At 68.0% G+C, this 17,807-nt stretch carries 11 protein-coding genes and 1 tRNA gene; 1 reads left to right on the top strand and 11 read right to left on the bottom strand.

Annotation, left to right across the window (positions count from 1 at the left end):
* Positions 1-14 precede the first annotated feature (14 nt).
* Entirely contained in the window at positions 15-1,169 is a 1,155-nt protein-coding gene (locus ACPXY0_RS06225) for a pyridoxal phosphate-dependent aminotransferase (protein ID WP_423929470.1), read from the bottom strand.
* A 253-nt stretch (positions 1,170-1,422) separates the two neighbouring features.
* On the opposite strand from ACPXY0_RS06225, the gene ACPXY0_RS06220 reads away from it, so the two are divergent.
* Entirely contained in the window at positions 1,423-3,225 is a 1,803-nt protein-coding gene (locus tag ACPXY0_RS06220) for an RNA-binding domain-containing protein (protein ID WP_423929468.1), read from the top strand.
* On the opposite strand, the gene ACPXY0_RS06215 is transcribed toward ACPXY0_RS06220, so the two are convergent.
* The 10 genes from ACPXY0_RS06215 to ACPXY0_RS06170 form a co-directional block, all read right to left on the bottom strand.
* Entirely contained in the window at positions 3,196-4,242 is a 1,047-nt protein-coding gene (locus ACPXY0_RS06215; RefSeq protein ID WP_423929466.1) for a hypothetical protein, read from the bottom strand. The genes ACPXY0_RS06220 and ACPXY0_RS06215 overlap by 30 nt on opposite strands.
* A 47-nt stretch (positions 4,243-4,289) precedes the next feature.
* Positions 4,290-7,673 carry a type ISP restriction/modification enzyme gene (locus ACPXY0_RS06210; RefSeq protein WP_423929464.1) on the bottom strand — a complete coding sequence of 1,128 codons (3,384 nt, stop codon included), beginning with the start codon at positions 7,671-7,673 and terminating at the stop codon, positions 4,290-4,292.
* An 85-nt stretch (positions 7,674-7,758) separates the two neighbouring features.
* Positions 7,759-9,060 carry a CsgG/HfaB family protein gene (locus ACPXY0_RS06205; RefSeq protein WP_423929462.1) on the bottom strand — a complete coding sequence of 434 codons (1,302 nt, stop codon included), beginning with the start codon at positions 9,058-9,060 and terminating at the stop codon, positions 7,759-7,761.
* Positions 9,061-9,192: 132 nt separating this feature from the next.
* Positions 9,193-12,528, bottom strand: coding sequence for a WD40/YVTN/BNR-like repeat-containing protein (locus ACPXY0_RS06200; RefSeq protein WP_423929460.1), 3,336 nt, complete (start codon positions 12,526-12,528; stop codon positions 9,193-9,195).
* A gap of 122 nt (positions 12,529-12,650) precedes the next feature.
* Positions 12,651-12,878, bottom strand: a complete 228-nt coding sequence (locus ACPXY0_RS06195) for a hypothetical protein (RefSeq protein WP_423929458.1) — start codon at positions 12,876-12,878, stop codon at positions 12,651-12,653.
* A gap of 2 nt (positions 12,879-12,880) precedes the next feature.
* Positions 12,881-13,243: a hypothetical protein gene (locus tag ACPXY0_RS06190; protein ID WP_423929456.1), complete on the bottom strand. Its 363-nt coding sequence runs from the start codon at positions 13,241-13,243 to the stop codon at positions 12,881-12,883.
* A 144-nt stretch (positions 13,244-13,387) separates the two neighbouring features.
* Entirely contained in the window at positions 13,388-14,620 is a 1,233-nt protein-coding gene (locus tag ACPXY0_RS06185) for a P1 family peptidase (protein ID WP_423929454.1), read from the bottom strand.
* A 32-nt stretch (positions 14,621-14,652) separates the two neighbouring features.
* A tRNA-Leu gene (locus ACPXY0_RS06180) sits at positions 14,653-14,736 on the bottom strand.
* Positions 14,737-14,779: 43 nt separating this feature from the next.
* Positions 14,780-16,054, bottom strand: a complete 1,275-nt coding sequence (locus tag ACPXY0_RS06175) for a serine hydrolase domain-containing protein (protein ID WP_423929452.1) — start codon at positions 16,052-16,054, stop codon at positions 14,780-14,782.
* A 48-nt stretch (positions 16,055-16,102) separates the two neighbouring features.
* Positions 16,103-17,779 (bottom strand): amidase, encoded by a 1,677-nt coding sequence (locus tag ACPXY0_RS06170; RefSeq protein WP_423929450.1) that lies wholly within the window; start codon positions 17,777-17,779, stop codon positions 16,103-16,105.
* Between the last annotated feature and the right edge of the window lie 28 nt (positions 17,780-17,807).

The following is a 17,807-nucleotide window of genomic DNA, read 5'->3' as shown; positions in this document are numbered from 1 at the left end:
GGGGCCCGCTCGCCTCAGATCCAGTCCTTCCTGCGGAAGTCCATCATTACCTCGGCGAGCCTTTCCATGTCCGAGGGCATCCCCATCGAGAGCCGACTCCAGTCGGTCATGGGCGGGAAGGGGCGGCCCACGTTGAACCCGGCCTCGTACATGCGCTCGTTATAGGTCGCCAGCTCGCCCTTGATGCGGTGCATGATGAAGTTCGTCTGGCTCGGCAGGACCTCGATGTCCAGCTGGCCGAGGGCGTCGGAGATGATCGCCTTGGCCTCGTTGTTCGTATCGACGCTCTTCCTGAAGAAGCTGTCGTCGGCCAGCGACGCGACGGCCGCCACGCCAGCGACGTGGTTCGGCGAATTCTGCGTCGCGAACGGCAGCACGCGCTGCACGGTGGCCTCGTGAGCGACGCCGTACCCCAGCCGGATCCCGGCCATCGCGTACACCTTCGAGAAGGTGCGGACGACCATCAGGTTCGGGTGACGCTCGATGAGCGGGATGAACGTCTCGTAGGAAGGATCTTCGGCCAGCTCGAAGTACGCCTCGTCGACGAGGAAGAGGTGCTGCTCGCTCTCGTCGCGGAGCCAGGCCGCAATGTCCCCTGAGGGCGTGAGCGTGCCCGTCGGGTTGTTCGGGTTACAGAAGTAGATGACGCTGGGCGCGGACGACTTGTTGACTTCCTCGCGCATCCGGTCCAGGTCGTGCGCGTATCCGCTCGTCAGGGGCACCTTCACATGATCGTAGGGGAACGGCTGAGCGTAGTCGGGGACATCCTCGAAGGTCGGCCGTGCGTATATGAGCCGCCCGCCGGGCGCCGCCCATGCCCCCACGGCGATGCGGAGGATCTCCGTCGAGCCGGACCCGAAGAACAACTGGCCGGGCTTGACGCCGAGCCGGTCCACGAGCGCCGCGCGCACGAGCTGCCCGGTCGCGCCGGGATACCGGTTCGCCTCGTCGAGTCCGTCGATGATCGCCTGCCGCGCCGACGGTGCGATCCCGAGCGCGTTCTCGTTCGAACTCAGCCGCACCGGCCCGTTGTAGTCCCGGCGCGGGCGCCGAGGGTTGAAGATGGGCTCGAGGCTGCGGGCCGCCGTCGCCCCCGCGAGGGGTGTGGCGGCGATGCCGGCGACACCGGCACCCGTGATTCCGGCTCGGAGAAACGCCCTTCGCTTCATGTGGCCTCCCTGGTTTGCCGCGGACGCCGCCCCCCGGGCAGGCGGCGCGCGTCCATCCTCTATGTCTCTCGAAACATGGCTGATGTCACGGTCATCGTCCACCCGCCAAGGGCCCGGTCGCGCCGCGTCAAAGGTCCAATCAACGGGCCACCGCGTGCCTGGGGGATGCTACCACTCGGCGCGCTCGGGCCGTTACCCTTCGCCGAAAGCTCGTACCCGTGCATGGCGCGCGGGACCGGCTCGGAGCAGACCCATGATATTCGACGAAAACGAGATCCGGCGACGGCTCCGCCTAGGCCAAGACAGCCACTGGGAGTTCGAGGAGTTCGAGTTCAGGGGTGACCGCCCGGCCCGGCCGGACGAGCAGAGCATCGCGGACGAGCTGGCGGCCTTCGCGAACGCCAAGGGCGGGGCCATGCTGTGCGGCGTCACCGACTCCGGCAAGGTGCAGGGGATGACCCGCGACCAGATGGACGCGCTGGAGCAACTCGTGGTCAACCTCTGCACGGACTCGATCAGGCCGCCCATCGAGATCGACACCTCCCGGGGAGAGATCGACGGCAAGCCGCTTCTCATCGTGGAGGTCCCTCCCGGTTATGCTCTGCACGAGAGTCCGGGGGGCGCATTTCGCCGTCTGGGCAGTTCCAAGCGGAGGATGACGAGCGACGAGAGTCTGCGTCTCGCCCAGAGGCGGTCTCAGGCGCGCTTCCTGTGGTTCGACGAGCAGCCCGTTCCGGGAACCGGCTTCCGCACGCTGGACGAGACATTGTGGGGGCGGCTGCTGAGTTCGGAGGGCGCCGCCGATCCCAAACTTGCCCTCGAGAAGATGGGCCTTCTGGCGCGGGACGAGGGCGAGATCCTCCGGGCCACGGTCGCCGGCGTGCTGCTGTGCGCCGCCGCCCCCGAGGAATGGCTGCCCAACGCGTGCATCAGCGCCACGCAATACCGGGGCGTGGACCAGGCGTCCGGTCAGCTGGATGCCCACACGATTACCGGACCGCTACATCGCCAGATCGCCGAGGCCGTCAAGTTCGCCGTCCGCAATATGCGAGTCGGCGCGCACAAACAGCCCGCCCGCGTCGATCTGCCGCAGTACAGCGAGAGGGCCCTGTTCGAGGCGATCGTCAACGCCGTGGCGCACCGAGACTACTCGATTCGCGGGAGCCGGATACGGCTCTCCATGTTCGCCGACCGGATCGAGATCAACTCGCCCGGCGCTCTCCCGAACAACCTCACGGTCGAGAGCATGGCCTCCCGGCAGGCGACCCGTAACCAGACACTCGCCTCGATGCTGGGCCGCATACCGGCGGGGAAGATCCTCGGTTCGGGCGGGCGGCAGTTCTTCATGGAACGAAGGGGTGACGGCGTCCCGACGATCATGAGAGAGACCCACGGCCTGAGTGGCGAGGAGCCCCTGTATCGAGTCGTCGATGACGCGGATCTGTTCCTCACGATTCCCGCCGCGCCCACCACGCCGACGCCGGCGACCGCCCTGATCCGCGCGCACGAGGCCGGTGCTCCGTTGCCCGGCATCGACCTGCTCGTCCTGTTCCCCAACGAGACCTGGAGGGCGGCAACTACCGGCGAAAGCGGCGAAGCCACCGCCGACCTCTATGCGACCGAGCTTCCGATGACGGTCTTCGCCGCCGCCGCGGGGTACGCGGCGCATGTCGAGACCGAATGGATTCCCAGCCACGGTCCGCTCGATATCGAACTTTTCGCCCTGCCGGCTGGTGGGTCGGTGATCTTTCCCGAACGCACCGGCGAGATCCCCGGGTTGAGGGGCAGACTCAACCCGATCCGTGACAAGCTCGACCGCACCTACCTCTACGCGACCAACCTCGCCATCGACGAGGGACGACGTGAGCCCGTCGACTTCTTCCTGGGTGAGGAACTGCGGGTCACCGACCCCGACGGCGCCGAACGGCTCGTCCGGATCGTCAGCATCGTCGGCCAGTCCGCGCTCGTCGAGTACCGACTCGCCGACGATCCGCAGGCATGTGTCCGGCTTCACGGTCTTCGAGAGTCAGGAGGGCCGCCGGTCGATGCCCAGTAGGACGGCCAACGTGTGCGGCCGCTCAAGGTGATCCAGGCAGGCCGGAACGTTGCCACGCGGATTCCTGTAAAGTCGCACCTCCGCGTCGAGTTCATTTCCGAGAACTGCGTTCGAAGCGACGAGGACACCGTCCACCCTCGAGAATGATCGCCGGAGAGATTGCGACGGCGAACCATCACGTCCGGTGCGTCCGAACAGCGTGATCTCTCTATCCCTCCGGTGTAACCGGGAGCAATCGTTCAACGCGATGAGACACGGCCTGCCTCCCAGGTCCACGTTCCTCCATTTTCTGGCCTTGTCCGAGAGTTTCTCCCGGAGAGCTTGCGATCCGTCAACCATCCCGGTTCGCGCCGGTCCACACACATGACCCGTGGATCCATCGGAGACCGGATCGAGACAACCCTTCAAGATCCAGTCCCCCTCGGCCAGTTGGGCGCACGGCGCGTTCGACAGTCCACCCTCGGCATGTCGCCGCCGAACTTGTTCCGGCGTGTGTCTTCGCAGGAGCGAGCGAAAGGGTTCAACAACATGCCCCTTACGTAGCCACTTCTTCAGTTCACCCGTCGTCTCAAGCCAGAGATGCGAGTGCGGGGACGGGAACTGCTCCCTGATCTTTCGGACCGCGTCATACTCGGCATCGTTACTCCGCAATTCACTCTTTCCGAGACCACAAACGGCGACCTCCAGGTAGAACTGCCGGTCACCGTCCCGGGCGAGGAAATCGATCCGGTTCTCCGTGCCGGGTATCGGAGGCTCGATTCCCACCGAACAGCCGAGCCGCCGCAGCAAACTATGGACCTGCATCTCGAACAGCGCGGCCATGAAGTCAGGCAACTCTCTTGTCGTAAGCCTCGCCTTGAACTGCGGACGAACGTGGTCCGGCAGTTCCGCGAACCATGACTCGATCCAGCCGCGACGCAGCTTATCCTCTTCGTCGGCGGAGCGCTCCAACCACTCGAATGTCGTTTCGCGAAACTCAATGGCTCCGGGTCGTCGCTCGACTTCGTCGAAAAGCAACCTTTCTGTGCTCCCGCGAACGTGGCCACGGGCTCCGGTCTCGCCCATCATACCGACCTGGCACAGGTACCGGAGGTCAGGCGTAGTATAGTCGCTATGCGCCGGGCCGTGGCTGTGAAGTGCTGGATCTCCTCGATTCGCAGGGACCTGCCGAGGACGCCGCTCTCGCGGTAGGAGAGCCATTTCTTGAGGACCTGATAGCCCCCGAGCTTGTAGTTCCAGACAGCAGCGGGAACGTTGCGCCAGAGGGCGCGTGCGTTCAGATAGACATCGAGGGTGCTCTCTCCGAGAGCTGGCAGACTAGCGCCCATTTCCTCGCCCTCCGCCGGGGAGAAAGGACGCTCAACGACACGACCCTGGCCGGGCATCACGGCCTTGCCGGCTCCGAAGTGCCCCCACCCGACCGTGACCGTGAAGTCTTCGCTCGCCATGTTTCGACCGTCCGTCGTGGCGGGGACGGCAATGGCGGCCATGGCTGGAGACAAGGTGCCCTGCGTAACGCCTGCGACGGGCACTTCAGAGTGGAGCAGTGCGGCGAGTCTGCGGCCTCGCTCTGCCGATTCGGCGAAGGCGTCCGCGGCGCACTCTGCCTCGCCATCGGGCCAGCCGGGAAGCGGTATGCGCGGCCATTCCATCCTAAGTGCCCCGGCGTTTTCCGCACGGTATCCCGGATCGTGGAGCACCGCCAGGACATGGTGGAAGAGGTCGTCGACACCGGCGCCGACTTGGTCCAGATAGCGCTTCGCCTTTGGCGAGAGGTTCGCTCGTCGCGATCCGTTCACGTCCAGCCCCAGACCGTCATCGCGCAACCAAGCGGGGAACATTAGCGTGCCCCGTTCAATGAGGTGGCGCGAACCCATGTCCTCAGTGAACACACTTTGCGGTTCTGCCGCTCCCTTCCGCAGGTGTTGCGCCACTGACAACCACGGATTTCCTTCGAATACTTGCGGCCGGTAGTCGGCACGCTTCTCGTCGAGAAGCTTCGTGTCCTTCTCCCAATAGAGCCAGCGGTTGTCGAAGGGGCGGTAGGCGATGCGGATGAATGCGCTCGTATCGGGCCCGCCACGCTCAAGCAGCGCATTGCGGACGGTGCGCGCATCGAAACGCGCCGTCGTCTCCATCACTCTCGGATAGCGCCTTGCGATTTCTTCGTCGCCGATCCCCGCATCGAAGTAGTCCGCAACGCGCGACTTCAGTCGGTCCAGGTCGATGTCAACGAGAAACGCGTCGCGGCCGGTTTGCACGCCCGGAAATGCCGTCGGCAGCAAGTCGGGCAACCTCGGCCAGTTGAACCAATCGCTACTCACCGCCACCGGGGAAAAGGGGAGGCCAAGCGGCAAGATAGGTCCGACCCCTTCATAGAGTGCGGAGGGTTCCGTTTCCGCCGTGGCGGTCAATTCCGTCCGCTTAGCTCGTCCCCACAGATGCCGGAAAGCGACGTCGGTGGCGGGCGCATGCTCAGGCTTGCGCACGAGAGTCGTGACGGCGGTTCCGACCTGGATGCCGACGGGATCGCCCTCCGTCGAGAAGATACTCGGATCGGGCGAGCCGTCCGGGGCGACTTTGCCGGTCTTGTACCTGTCGCCGTTCAGGCAATCGATGCGGATCTCGTCGAATGCCTCCAGGTAGCGCTCGCGCATCCCGGTGAAGGAGAGCCCGTCGAGCCAGGAGTAGTTCGAGATGAAGCAGATCACTCCCTGCCCAGTCTTCTGAGCGATACGTCTTTCCGCCATGCGGAAGAAGCGGACGTAGAGGTCGTTCAGCCCCTGCCCTTCCGGCCGACGGACGCGTCTCGTCTTGCGGTACGCGACCGACAGTTCTCGTTCCTCGTCCACGGCCATGCCCGCGAAACCGTTGTAGGGCGGATTGCCGAGGATCACGAGGATCGGCTTCTCCTGCTTCACCTGTTCCGCCCGGTCGCGTTCCTCCTCCAATTCCGGGAACGGCAGCGGCTTGCTCGTGTGAGGCTCCCAGCCGGTGAGGGCGTTGGTCAGGAAGATTCCGGCCCGTTCGGCGCCGTCGTCCGCGAGCGCGGCGTCCAGATCCTGCATGGTCAACCCGACCTGCAGGTGTGCGACGACGAAGGGTGCGGGCATGATCTCGAAGCCGAACACCCTTTCGGTCGCGGCTTGCTTCACCCTCGCGCCGGTGAGCGCTCCGAAGCCCTGTCCCTCCAGATTGACGGCGATCCGCCGGAGCACCTCCGCCAGATAGGCCCCGGTGCCGCAGCAGGGATCGAGTACGTAGACGTTCTCCGCCGCGAGCCCGTCCGCGATGCCCAGATCGTCCTTCAGCGCCTTGTCCACGCGCGCGACCATGTAGCGCACGACCTCGGTGGGTGTGTACCACACGCCGAGTTGCTTCCGCAGTTCGGGATCGAACGCCTGCAGGAACGGCTCGTAGAAATACGGCACCGCCTCGCCCTCATTGAACCGGGAAAAGAAGGCCGTCCGGTCCACCCGGTCGAGCGCCGCCGCCGTCCAGTCCAGAACTTCGACGAGGTTCAGCCGTTGCAGGCGCCCCGGATCGGCGACCTGCTGGAACAGGGCCCGGAGAACCGGAGCGCGCAGGTGCCACACCGCTTCCCGCCAACTGAACCGGACCGGGCCGCCTTCGCTCCCGGACCGCGCGACCGCCGATCCTTCGTGCCGAGACCAAAGCACCCACGCGGAGAAAATGCCGTAGAACAGCGTCTGTACCAGCGTGGAGTGGAAGAAGCGCGTGCCCCGTGCGCCTTCGAACCGGACACCCAGGGCCTCTTCGAGCGCCGAGCGCAGCCCTCTCAGCGAGGGTGGGTCGCCCGCCGCTTCGACCCGCGCGAGCCCGTCGCGCGCGTAGGAGGCGAGGAGCCAAGCGACATCCTTCGGGTCGACGAGCGTAGCCCGATGGGACAGCGCACGAGACAGGTACTCCCCAAGACCGGCTCCGCTCTCGCGGGCGAAGGCGCGCGGATGCTCCAGCTTGTGGGCGAAGGCTGCCTCGGTGCCTGCGAGACCGAAGGACTCGAGCGTCGAAGTGACTCCGCCCGCCTCGACGGCGGTGAGCCGGAACTCTCTCTGGTTCGTCGCCAGGACCAGCCGGTAGCGTTCGCCGTAGCGCGCCACCTGCTCTCGGAATGTCTCCTGCATGTCGTCGCCGGGCGACTTCACCTCGACGACGCCGCGCTCGGGAGCCTGTCCTTTTCGCGGAACGCCCCGCTGTAACTGTCGCTGGCTGTAGAGTCCGAAGTCGGGGTGGCCGGCGCCCTGATCGGCCATGTCCGCCACGCAGAACACCTTGGGCCGGAGCGTCGCGCCGACGGCGTCGAGGAGCTTCGACAGCGCCGGATAGCTCGACCTCTCTCCCGTGGCGCCGCCGGAGGCGCGAATCCGCCGCAGGTCGGTGAAGTACTGCTCCACCGCATTTGTAAGCTTCTTGTTGGCTCCGCTCATGGCGTACGTAGTGGCACGGCGTGACCCGGCAGGCAAGCTCGAAGAGCCCATCGAGCGCCGGAATCTTGCCGACGGTCTATCGGGATTATCTGGGGTCGCGCGGTGGCGGCCGGTTCGGGGGCGGGCCGGGCGGTCGCGTCCCGCCGGGCGGACGCTCGCCCGACAGCAGGTCCAGAGCGGAGCGTGAGCGGGCCCACAGCGAGTCGACGGCGGCGCGCAGTTCCTCGCCGCTCAGACCCGCAAGTTGCCTCTTCACCTCATCCGGCAGCCGGCGGAAGAGCTGGGCCGCGCGGCGTTCCCGCCATGCGGCTCGACGCTGCCCGGCCTCCGTCCGGTCCTCCTCGGACGGCTCGGCTTCGTCGCTCGCGAACTCGCCTCGCGATGCGAGCAGAGGGAGAACGAAAGCGCTGTCGATCGAGACCGCCCGCTCGAAGTGCGCCTCGGCCTCCTCGAGCCGGCCGGCCCGGGCGAGGGCGTTTCCGCGGTGGAACGCGGCCAGCGCCTCCAGGTCCTGTGTACCGAGATGGCTGATGCGGGCAGCCTCCAGCAGCGGCCGCACGCCGGTCAGCTGGGTCGCGAGGCCCACCGTCAACGAATCCACGAGTTCGAACACATCGCCGCCACGCGCGAAATCGGCCCACCAGATCGTGCCGTCCTCGAGTTCGATCACCTGGGCGTCGATGCGCATGTCGTCGGGGGTCCCGGTCACGCTTCCCCACAGGAGCAGCCGGGCCCCGGCGCTCCGCGCGACAGTCATGGCCAGGGCTTCCGGGATCTCCTCCTCTTCGGAGAGCCCGCCTTCGGTCAGGAGGTCGTAGAGACTCTGCCGCCCCACCACCACCAGGTCGGGCCGCTGCGCCAGGTTGGTCGTCAGCAGATCCGCGAGGCCCGCCCCCAGCCACTGAAGCTCCGGATCGGGCACGTTGTTCCGGAACGGGATCACCGCCAGAGAGTTCGGGCCCAGGTCGGGCGTCTCCCCGGCGACGGTGAGCGCGCCCCCCGTCCGGTCCGCGGTGGCCGGGACCGCCGCGGCGTCTGCGCTCCCATCCGCGATCGGTTCGGTCGTCGCGATCCGATAGGTGCCGATCGCGCCCAGCGATGCGAGCGTGAGCAGGAGCGAGGTTTCCGCGCGGCGGATGCGCTGGCGGCCGCGTGCCCCGTGGTACCAGCCAATGATGAGGAAGGCGGGGAAGCCGAGGATGGCGAGAAAGACGACCGTGTCGAGGATCTTCCGCGAGAGACCGTAGTTCCCGACGATGAAGTCGGTGATCTCCACGCCGAGCCACGCCGCACCCACGTAGACGAGCGCGATCTGCAGCATGCGTCGCTTCCGGATCCTCCCCAGGATCGACGCGTCCGTCCCCTCTCCTCCGCCCGTCTCACTCATTTTCCGACCGCTGCCGCTTTCCCTGCGCCCGGTGGCCGTTCGAGTCGCCGTTCGATTGGCCGTTCGATTGGACCCGAGCCTTGGGACACCGCGCGGGCGGCATGCGTTCGCCGTCGGCGCGGCACCCTTCCGCTATCGCCGGTCTTCCGTGTCCGGCTCGTCCCAGAAGCCGAAGCCTTCCTTGCGAACGACTTCGAGCGTGGCCGTGAAGGTCTCCTCGCCGAGCGTGATCGCGACCGTGTACGTGCCGGGGTCGGCCAGTCCGCCGCCACCGCCGCCGCCACCGCCGAAGAAGCGCCGGAAGCCGCCTCCGCCACCGCCGCGCTCACGCATGGCCTGTGTCAGTTGCTGGAACACCTCCCGCATGCTCGCCGGATCGGGACCGCCCTCGTCGGCCCCACCGCCGGCGGGAGCCCCGCTCGCCGCCGCGGCCGCTCCGCCCCGGGCGCCCGCGGCCTGCCCCGCCTGCGGATAGCGCTCGGCGGGCCGGTCCTGCCACCCGCCCGTGTCGCCGCCGCCGAAACCACCTCCGCCTCTGCCACCGCCGCCGAACATGCGCCGCAGGCCGGCCTGGTTGCCGCCCTGCACCATCTCGAGCACGTGGTCCATGACCTCGCGGTCGACCTCTTCGTGCTCGACCAGCGAATCGCCGACCGCGGCGTACATGCGGGCGTTGCGGATGCTGTCGGCGCGGTCCGCGGGCGACGGCTCCGCCGGCGCGGCCCGTCGGTTGAACGTCCACCGGACCCGGTTGACGCCGGCCGAGGCCGACCCGTCGATCACCTGCACGGTATCGCCCGCCGAGTTGAGGATCGCGACCGAGGCCTGGGCGCCGAGACCGGCTCCCCCTCCGCCGGCTCCCGCGGGCCCCCTACCGCCAGGTCGGACAGCTGCAAGACCGGCCCGGTCGCCCGGAGCGCGCCGTTCCGCCCGCTCCTCACGGGCCGCTTCCGCCAGCTGCTCGGCGACATCCTCGGGGATGAAATACGAGACCTCGGCCCCGTACTCTCCCGCGTCACCCCGGAAGGTGCCCTGGGCCATGAACTCGCCGCCCACCGGCGGATCCGCGTACTGGATCGCCGTCCTGGGCTGGAACACCGTCACGGCCTCCGGCAGACGCCCGCCGTCCAGTTCCTGCAGGAGCGAGATGTCGGCCACGAAGACCGAGCGGCCGTGCGTGCCCGCGATGATCTCACGCTCGCGCGGGTGAATCCTGAGGTCGTGCACGGGCACCGTCGGCAGCCCGTCCATGAAGCGCGACCACGACCCTCCGCGGTCCGTCGACACATACGCGCCCACGTCCGTCCCCACGAAGAGCAGATCCTCGTTCACCGGGTCCTCGCGAATCACGTGCACGAAGTCCGGTGCTCCCGCGGGCAGGTTCGACGCGATGGACCGGAAGGTCTCCCCGCCGTCGTCCGTCGCGTACACGTAGGGCGTGTAGTCGTCCCGCCGGTGGTTGTCGAAGGTCACGTAGAAGCGGTTCGGATCGTGGCTCGAGGGTTCGATGCGGCTCACGTAGGTCCCCTCCGGCACGCCCTCGAAGCGATCGGTGAGTTCGATCCACTCCGCGCCCTCCGGGGTGCGCCACACGCGACCGTCGTCGGTCCCCGCGTAGAGTTCGCCCTCGTTGGTCTTCGACTCGGCGAGCGAGACGATGGTGGCGAAGTTCTCCGCCCCCGTCACGTCCGGCGTGATCCCGCCCGTCGTGTTGTACGCGACCTCGATCTTCTCCGGATCCGCATACGTGAGGTCGTCCGAGATCGGCGTCATCTCATCCGTGTCGTACGTCCACTTCAGCACGCGGTTCGCGCCGATGTACAGCATCCGCGGATCGTGCGGCGACATTTCGAGCGGCGTATTCCAGTTGAACCGCATGTCGAAGAGCGCCGAATCCTGGGCGACGAGGGCCTGGAGTTCCTCGATTTGCGCCACGTTCGCGGCCGGCGGCTCATCGGGATCGTCCCCCGACAGGGTCGCGATCGAGTCCCGCAGAGCCTGCGTGCGCTCCCGCCAGTCGGGCTGCTGCAGCTGATGCCGCTCACCCGTGCGCGTATTTCGCCAGTAGATGCGCCCCTGCTGGGATTCCCCGAACACGATGTCCGGGTTCGTCGGGTCCTGCGGCGCGTAGAAGCCGTCGCCGCCCCCGATCGAGTACCACATGTGATTGTCGATGGCGCCGCCCGCCCGCCGGCTCGGACCGCACCAGGTATAGTTGTCCTGGAGACCGCCACAGACGCGATAGGGTGTGTCCATATTGTAGCTGACCGCATAGAACTGTCCCATGGGAATGCGGTTTGGGAACTCGAAGTTCCCGCCGCCGTCCCACGTGATCGCGATCCCGCCGTCGTTGCCCAATATGAAATGGTCGGGATTGGAAGAGTCCCACCACAGTGCGTGATAGTCGACGTGCACACCCTGGGCCGGATTCCCCACCGTGCGCCCACCGTCGCGTGAGAAGAAGAGCGACGACCAGTAGATGAAGTCGGGGTCGTCCGGCGACACCCAGGCGCCCGAGTAGTAGAAGGGCCGCGAGTTGCTCGAGTTCATGAACTCCCACGTCTCGCCGCCATCCTCGGAACGGTAGAGTCCCGACGCATTCCGGTCGCCCTTCTCATCCGCCTCGTCGGGGGCCTCGGCCTCGACCACCGCGTACATGATCTGCGGGTAGCTGGGGGCGATGGCGATCTCGAGCCGTCCGAGCATGGTCTCGGGGAGGCCGTTGCCCTCGACCTTCTCCCACGTGTCGCCGGCGTCGGTCGACTTCCAGATGGCGCTCCCCGGACCGCCGCTCTGCAGGAAATACGGGCCGCGGACGCGCTCCCAGCTCGTGGCCCATAGGATATCGGAGTTCCGGGGGTGCATGTCGAGGTCGACGAAGCCCGCCTTGTCCGAGACGAAGTTCACGCGCTCCCATGTGTCGCCGCCGTCCTTCGTCCGGTACAGCCCGCGCTCCTCGTTGTCGCCCCACGGGTGGCCGAGCGCGGCCACGTACACCCAGTCCGCCTTCGCCGGATGGATGACGATGCGCCCGATCGCCTGCGTCCCCTCGAGGCCTTTCGACTCCCAGGTGAGGCCGCCGTCGACGGACTTGTAGATCCCGCCACCCGGCGAGATCGAGTTGCGGGAGTCCTCCTCACCGGTGCCGGCCCACACGATGTCGGGATTGCTCGGCGCGATCGCGAGGTCGCCCATCGAGATGACCCGCTCGTTGTCGAACACCGGCCGGAAGGTGGTTCCGTGGTTCGTGGTCTTCCAGACGCCGCTCGTGGCGCCGGCGACGAAGAAGGTCCCGGTCCCGGGGACGCCCTCGATGTCGGTGACGCGCCCGGACATGTTCGCCGGTCCGATCGACCGCCATTCCATCTCTGACATGAAGTCCTCATCGGCCACCGCCTGCTGGCCGGCCGCCGAGGCCGGGAGGACGATCGTGGCGAAGACGACGGGGAGAAACACGCGCTTCAGCATGGTTCGCGGCTCCTGGCTGGAGTGATGCCTGAGGGCGCAACGGAGTCGAAAGTGAAGGACTCGCCTTACGAAACGAAAGACACCCGCGCGTCACCCGGCGTTTGAGGGGCCCGGGTGGAGCGTCAGTCTTGCCGGGCTTCCGCCCTTACCCGACAGAGCTGGTACAGGATCAGGTACGCGGCCGCCTGGAATCCGGACGTGAGGCCCAACCAGAGGCCGTAGTTACGCTCCAGGAGTAATTCCGTGAGCAGCCACACGCACAGGACGATGACGGCGACGCCGCAGAGGAAGAAGACGGGCACCTGCCGGATCGAGCCGAATGGCTCCAGCGCTCCGAGTTTCGCTAACATGCTCAGCCGGTCTCGGCAGCAGCCTCGGGAGGCGGGGTGCCGAATACGTTCCCCTCCAGCCGCGCGACGCGGTCCGTCATGGTCACCCGCGTCTCGATCACTTCGGTGCGCACCTTGCCGAGTTCGCGGCTCAACTCCGTACGTACCTTGCCGATCTCGCCGCTCAACTCCGTGCGTACCTTGCCGATCTCGCCACCCAACTCCGTGCGCACCTTGCCAACCTCGCCCCTCAACTCCGTGATCCTGTCGTCAAGTTTGTTCGTGGCCCCTCTGGTGAACAGGGCAAGGCTGATCGCCGAAGCGACGACCGCCAACAACACGCCGAGGATTCCCATCGTATCCGTTTCCATGCCGTCGAGCCTCATGCTGGAAGTCCGAGTGCGGCGGCGGAGCACGCCCACCTGGTTACTCCACTCGACCTCTCCGTGGATCTCAACTTAGTCTCAACAGGATCGGCGATCCAACCGCCCGAGAGCGCCGGAGGGGGCAACACTCGGCGCCGGCGTCAGTCAGCGCGGGACGACACCGTGCCGGCGCAGGATCTCCAGCGTCGGTTCGAGCGGGATCGCCTCGACGGTGCCGCGGTCCCCCTCGACCGTGGTCGCGAGGAAGATGGAGTTTAGGATCGCCTCCTCGGTCGCCTCCACGGCGGCCTGGAAGAGCGGGCTCATCGCCGCGTTGGACACGCGCTCTTCGTCCCAGAGCCGGGACAGGGGGACCGAACTGAAGGCGAGCACGTAGTCGCCCGACCCGTTGCTCATACTGCCGCCGCCCCGCCCCAGCCCCAGCAGCGCCCGGCGCGCGAGGCGCTCCAGATTCCGGTGCTCCAGAGGCGCGTCCGTGGCGACGACCATGATGATCGAGCCGTCCTCGAGTGAAGCGGGAGCTTCCGGCGCCTCCGACCCGCCGGGTCCGCCCGCCCGCGGACGCATCCCCGCCCGCGGGTACGGGGCATCCGGCCCCGCCCCGCCGTAGGGCGCGCCGCCGAGCGCCTCCGCCACCGGGGCCCCGTCGATGGTGAGGACCCCGCCGTGATTCGACTGGACGAGCACGCCGACGGTCCAGCCGCCGAGGTTCTGCGGTAGCTGGCGGCTCGCCGAGCCGATGCCACCCTTCCAGCCGAAGGCGATCGTGCCGCGACCCGCGCCCACGCTCCCCTGCTCGAACGCCCCGGTGTCCGCCTCGGCGATCGCCGTGAGCACGTCCGACTCGCTGATCGGGCGCAGCCGGATCCGGTTCAGGAAGCCGTCGTTCGTCTCGCCCACGACCGGGTTCACGGACCTGACCTCCTCGTTGCCGGGAAGCCCGAGGAGATACGTCATCACCGCGTCGGCGGCCCGGGGCACGCAGAGCGTGCACGTCAGGACGACCGGGGACTCGAGTTCGCCCAGTTCCTGCACCTGGGTCGTGCCCGCGAACTTTCCGAACGCGTTCCCCGCCACGAAGGCGGCGGGAACCTTCTCCCGGAAGATGTTGCCGCCGTGCGGGAGGATGGCCGTGACCCCGGTGTTGATCGTGTCTCCGCTCGTCACGGTGACGTGCCCCACCCGTACGCCCGCCACATCGGTGATCTGGTTGAGAGGCCCCGTGGGCAGGACGCCCACCACGATGCCCAGGTCGCGAGCGCTCCGGCGCTCCTGCGCATCCGCCGGGGAAACGGCCGTCACGATCGCGAGCGCCATGGTGAGCGGGATGAGCCGGCGGGGCGGTGCCGCGGCCGAGGATGAGTTCCCGGGAATCATCGCCCGTTTCCTCCATCGGGAGTCCAGGTCGATGCCGGAGGAGGGACTCGAACCCTCAAGGGATTGCTCCCACCGGATTTTGAGTCCGGCGCGTCTGCCAGTTCCGCCACTCCGGCTCCCGAACGGGGTCCCGAGATTACCACGCGGGGCCGAGACTCGCTATTGCAATTCGTCGATCGCCTGGTACACGAGGGTGCGCAGCTTCGCGTGATCGTCGACATCGCCCGTCGGGATGAGCTGCGTGAAGTAGACGACGACGAGATCCTCGTCCGGATCCACCCAGTAGGTGGAGTGGTACGCCCCGCCCCACCCGTACTCGCCGACCGAGCCCGGGGTTCCGCGCGCTCCGAGATCGCGGAGTACACTGAACCCGAGGCCGAAGCCACCCCCCAGTTCCCAGCCGAACTTGTCCCCCACGTGGTTCACGGTCATGAGCTCCACGCTCTTCGAGGAGAGGATGCGGGCTCCGTCGAGTTCGCCCGCGTTCAGCATCATCTGCAGGAAGCGGGCGTAGTCGTGCGCGGTGGAGAGGAGCCCCGCGCCGCCCGAGAAGCTGGTCCTCGGGCCGTCCACGTACGCGCCCTGCCCCACCATGCCGCCGGGATCGGGCGCGGGCGCGAGGCCGTCGGCCGAGGCCGAGTAGACCACGCTCAGGCGGTCCCGCTTCTCCTCGGGCAGATAGAAGTGCGTATCGACCATGCCCAGCGGCTCGAAGATGCGGGTGCGGAGGAACGCGTCCAGCGGCTCCCCGGACACCTCCTCCACCAGGGCACCGAGGATGTCGGTCGAATAGCCGTACACGAAGCTTTCACCGGGCTGCGCGTCCATGGGGAGCGCCGCCATGCGGCGCACCGTCTCGCGGATCGGTTCGTCGCGGTGCGCGAAATACCAGCCCTGAATGCCCGCCTCGGCCCACAGTTCCGCCCCGGGACCGCCGCCGTAGCCGATCCCGGCCGTGTGGGTGAGCAGATCGCGGATCGTGATCGGGCGGCGCGCCGGGACGATCTCGTAGCCGCCCGCAGCGTCATCCACCCCTACGGTCGTCTCCATGTACTCCGGCAGATAGCGCCCCACCGGGTCCGTGATCAGGAGATCCCCACCCTCCTGCAGGATCATGACCGCCACGCTCACGATCGCCTTGGTCTGCGAGGCGATGCGGAAGATGTCGTCCGTCTCCATGGGGTCGCCCGCCGCGATGTCGCGATCGCCGACGGCCTGCAGGTACGAGGTCTCACCGCCGTGCGCGACGAGGGCGACGGCGCCCGCCAGCCGCCCCTCCTCCACGTACGTCTGCAGCGACTCGCTCAAGCGTTCGAGACGGTCCCCGCCGTTTCCGACCGCGGTCGAAGCGGGGGCACCGCGCACGACGAGCGCGACACCGATCACTAGCACGGGCAGCACGCCCCAGAGGAGGCGTTTGGGCATCCTGTTCATCCTTCGTCCTCCGTCTTCCATTGGTCGAGCTCCATCAGTCGAGCCCCATCAGTCGAGCGCCGGGTGGCGCGTGTGCCAGTCGGTCGCGGCCTGGAAGGCGTGCGCCACGCTCAGGATCTTGTCGTCCGCGAACAGATCTCCGATCAGGGTCGTGGTCAGGGGCTGGTCCGCCTCTTCGTCCTCCGGGCCGGCGGGGCCGAAGCCGTACTGCACGACGGCGGCCGGGTGTCCCGTCTCGTTCGTGAGCCCCACCTCGCCCGAACCGGTGGCGAACATGTCGAAGCCGTCCATCGCCTCGGCCATGCGCTTCATCACGATGTGGCGCCGCCGCTGCGCGTGGACGTAGTCCATCGCGAGCCCGTCCCGGCCGCGGCGGAAGCGCGCGAAATCACGCTGCTCCTGTTCGCTGAGGCCCTCCGGCACCGGCGGCAGCTCTCCGTTCGGGGCGACGTGGAAGTCGAACGCCGAGGCCGACTCGGCCCCCAGCGAACTCGCCGACTGGGCGGGCAGCTCGCGCATGAGCCGCAGCCGCGCCCCCAGCTCCTCGAGCTTCTCGACGAAGGAGCGCGGCGCATTCTCCGTGTAGCCGATCGAAAGCGAGCCGAGGTCCGGCGCCCGCTCGAAGCGGAAGGGCAGCGTGACCGAGGCGGGGTCCTTCTCGTCGGCGCCATGGATCTCGTTGAACACGAGCGCGCAGTCCTCGATCGTGCGGCACATGGGTCCCGTCTTGTCCATGCTCCACGAGAGCACCATCCCGCCGTAGCGGCTCACGCGCCCGAAGGTGGGGCGGAGGGCGCTCAGCCCGCAGCGCCGGGTCGGCGAGACGATCGAACCGCGCGTCTCCGTCCCGATCGAGAACGCGACGCAGCCCGCGGCGGTCGCGGAGCCGGGGCCGGCCGATGACCCGCTCGATCCCCAGGCCAGGTTCCAGGGATTCAGCGTCCGGCCGCGATACCAGCGGTCGCCCCGCGCGAACTCTCCCGTGGCGAGCTTGGCGATGAGGACGGCGCCCGCCGCCCGTAGCCGCCGCACGACTTCCGCATCCTCTTCGATCATCCGGGTCTGGAACGCCGCCGAACCCCAGGTCGTCCGCGCCCCCTCGGTGGAGAAGAGATCCTTCACGCCCCAGGGGATCCCGTGCAGGGGGCCCCGCCACTCTCCGGCCCGGATCTCCGCCTCCGCCTGCTCCGCCTCTTCCCTCCCCCTGTCCTCGAGGATCGTGACGGCGCACAGGAGGACCGGGTCGTAGCGCTTAATGCGCTCCATGTAGATCTCGAACAGTTCGGTCGGCGACACGTGGCGCTCGCGGACGAGGGCCGCCAGCCGGTGCACCGGGAGGAAGGCGACCTCCTCCTCGCTCGACGGCACCGCCCCCTCCCACGGCTCGAGCTCGATCGGCGTGCGCTCGAACGGGTTCAGCCCGGCACGCCAGTACTTCTCGAGAAGCGCGCCCGTTCCGCCCGGATACGCCTGGAACTGGAGGGCCGGCGGCTCGCCGTTGCGGAGGGGGATCGTCTCCTCCTGCGGAGCTTCCCGCGCCCGCAGCCACGCGGGCGCGCGGGAAGCGCCGACGTCAGCGGTTCCAGCGGCCACCAGCGTCCGGGGATCCAGGGCCCCCGCCGCCGTCGCCGCCGCCGCGACCTTCAGAAAGCCCCGTCGCCGCATACCGCCGTCCGCGGCCTCCGCCCCCGCTCCGTCGCCCGCTGCGTCGTGCTTCTCGGACACTCGCGCCTCCTGTGGCTGAGATGGGCCG

It is taken from the genome of Candidatus Palauibacter sp. (assembly GCF_965237495.1).
Taxonomy (GTDB): domain Bacteria; phylum Gemmatimonadota; class Gemmatimonadetes; order Palauibacterales; family Palauibacteraceae; genus Palauibacter.
The sequence above is the reverse complement of the archived record's forward strand: the minus strand, read 5'-3'. Positions and strand labels throughout refer to the sequence as shown.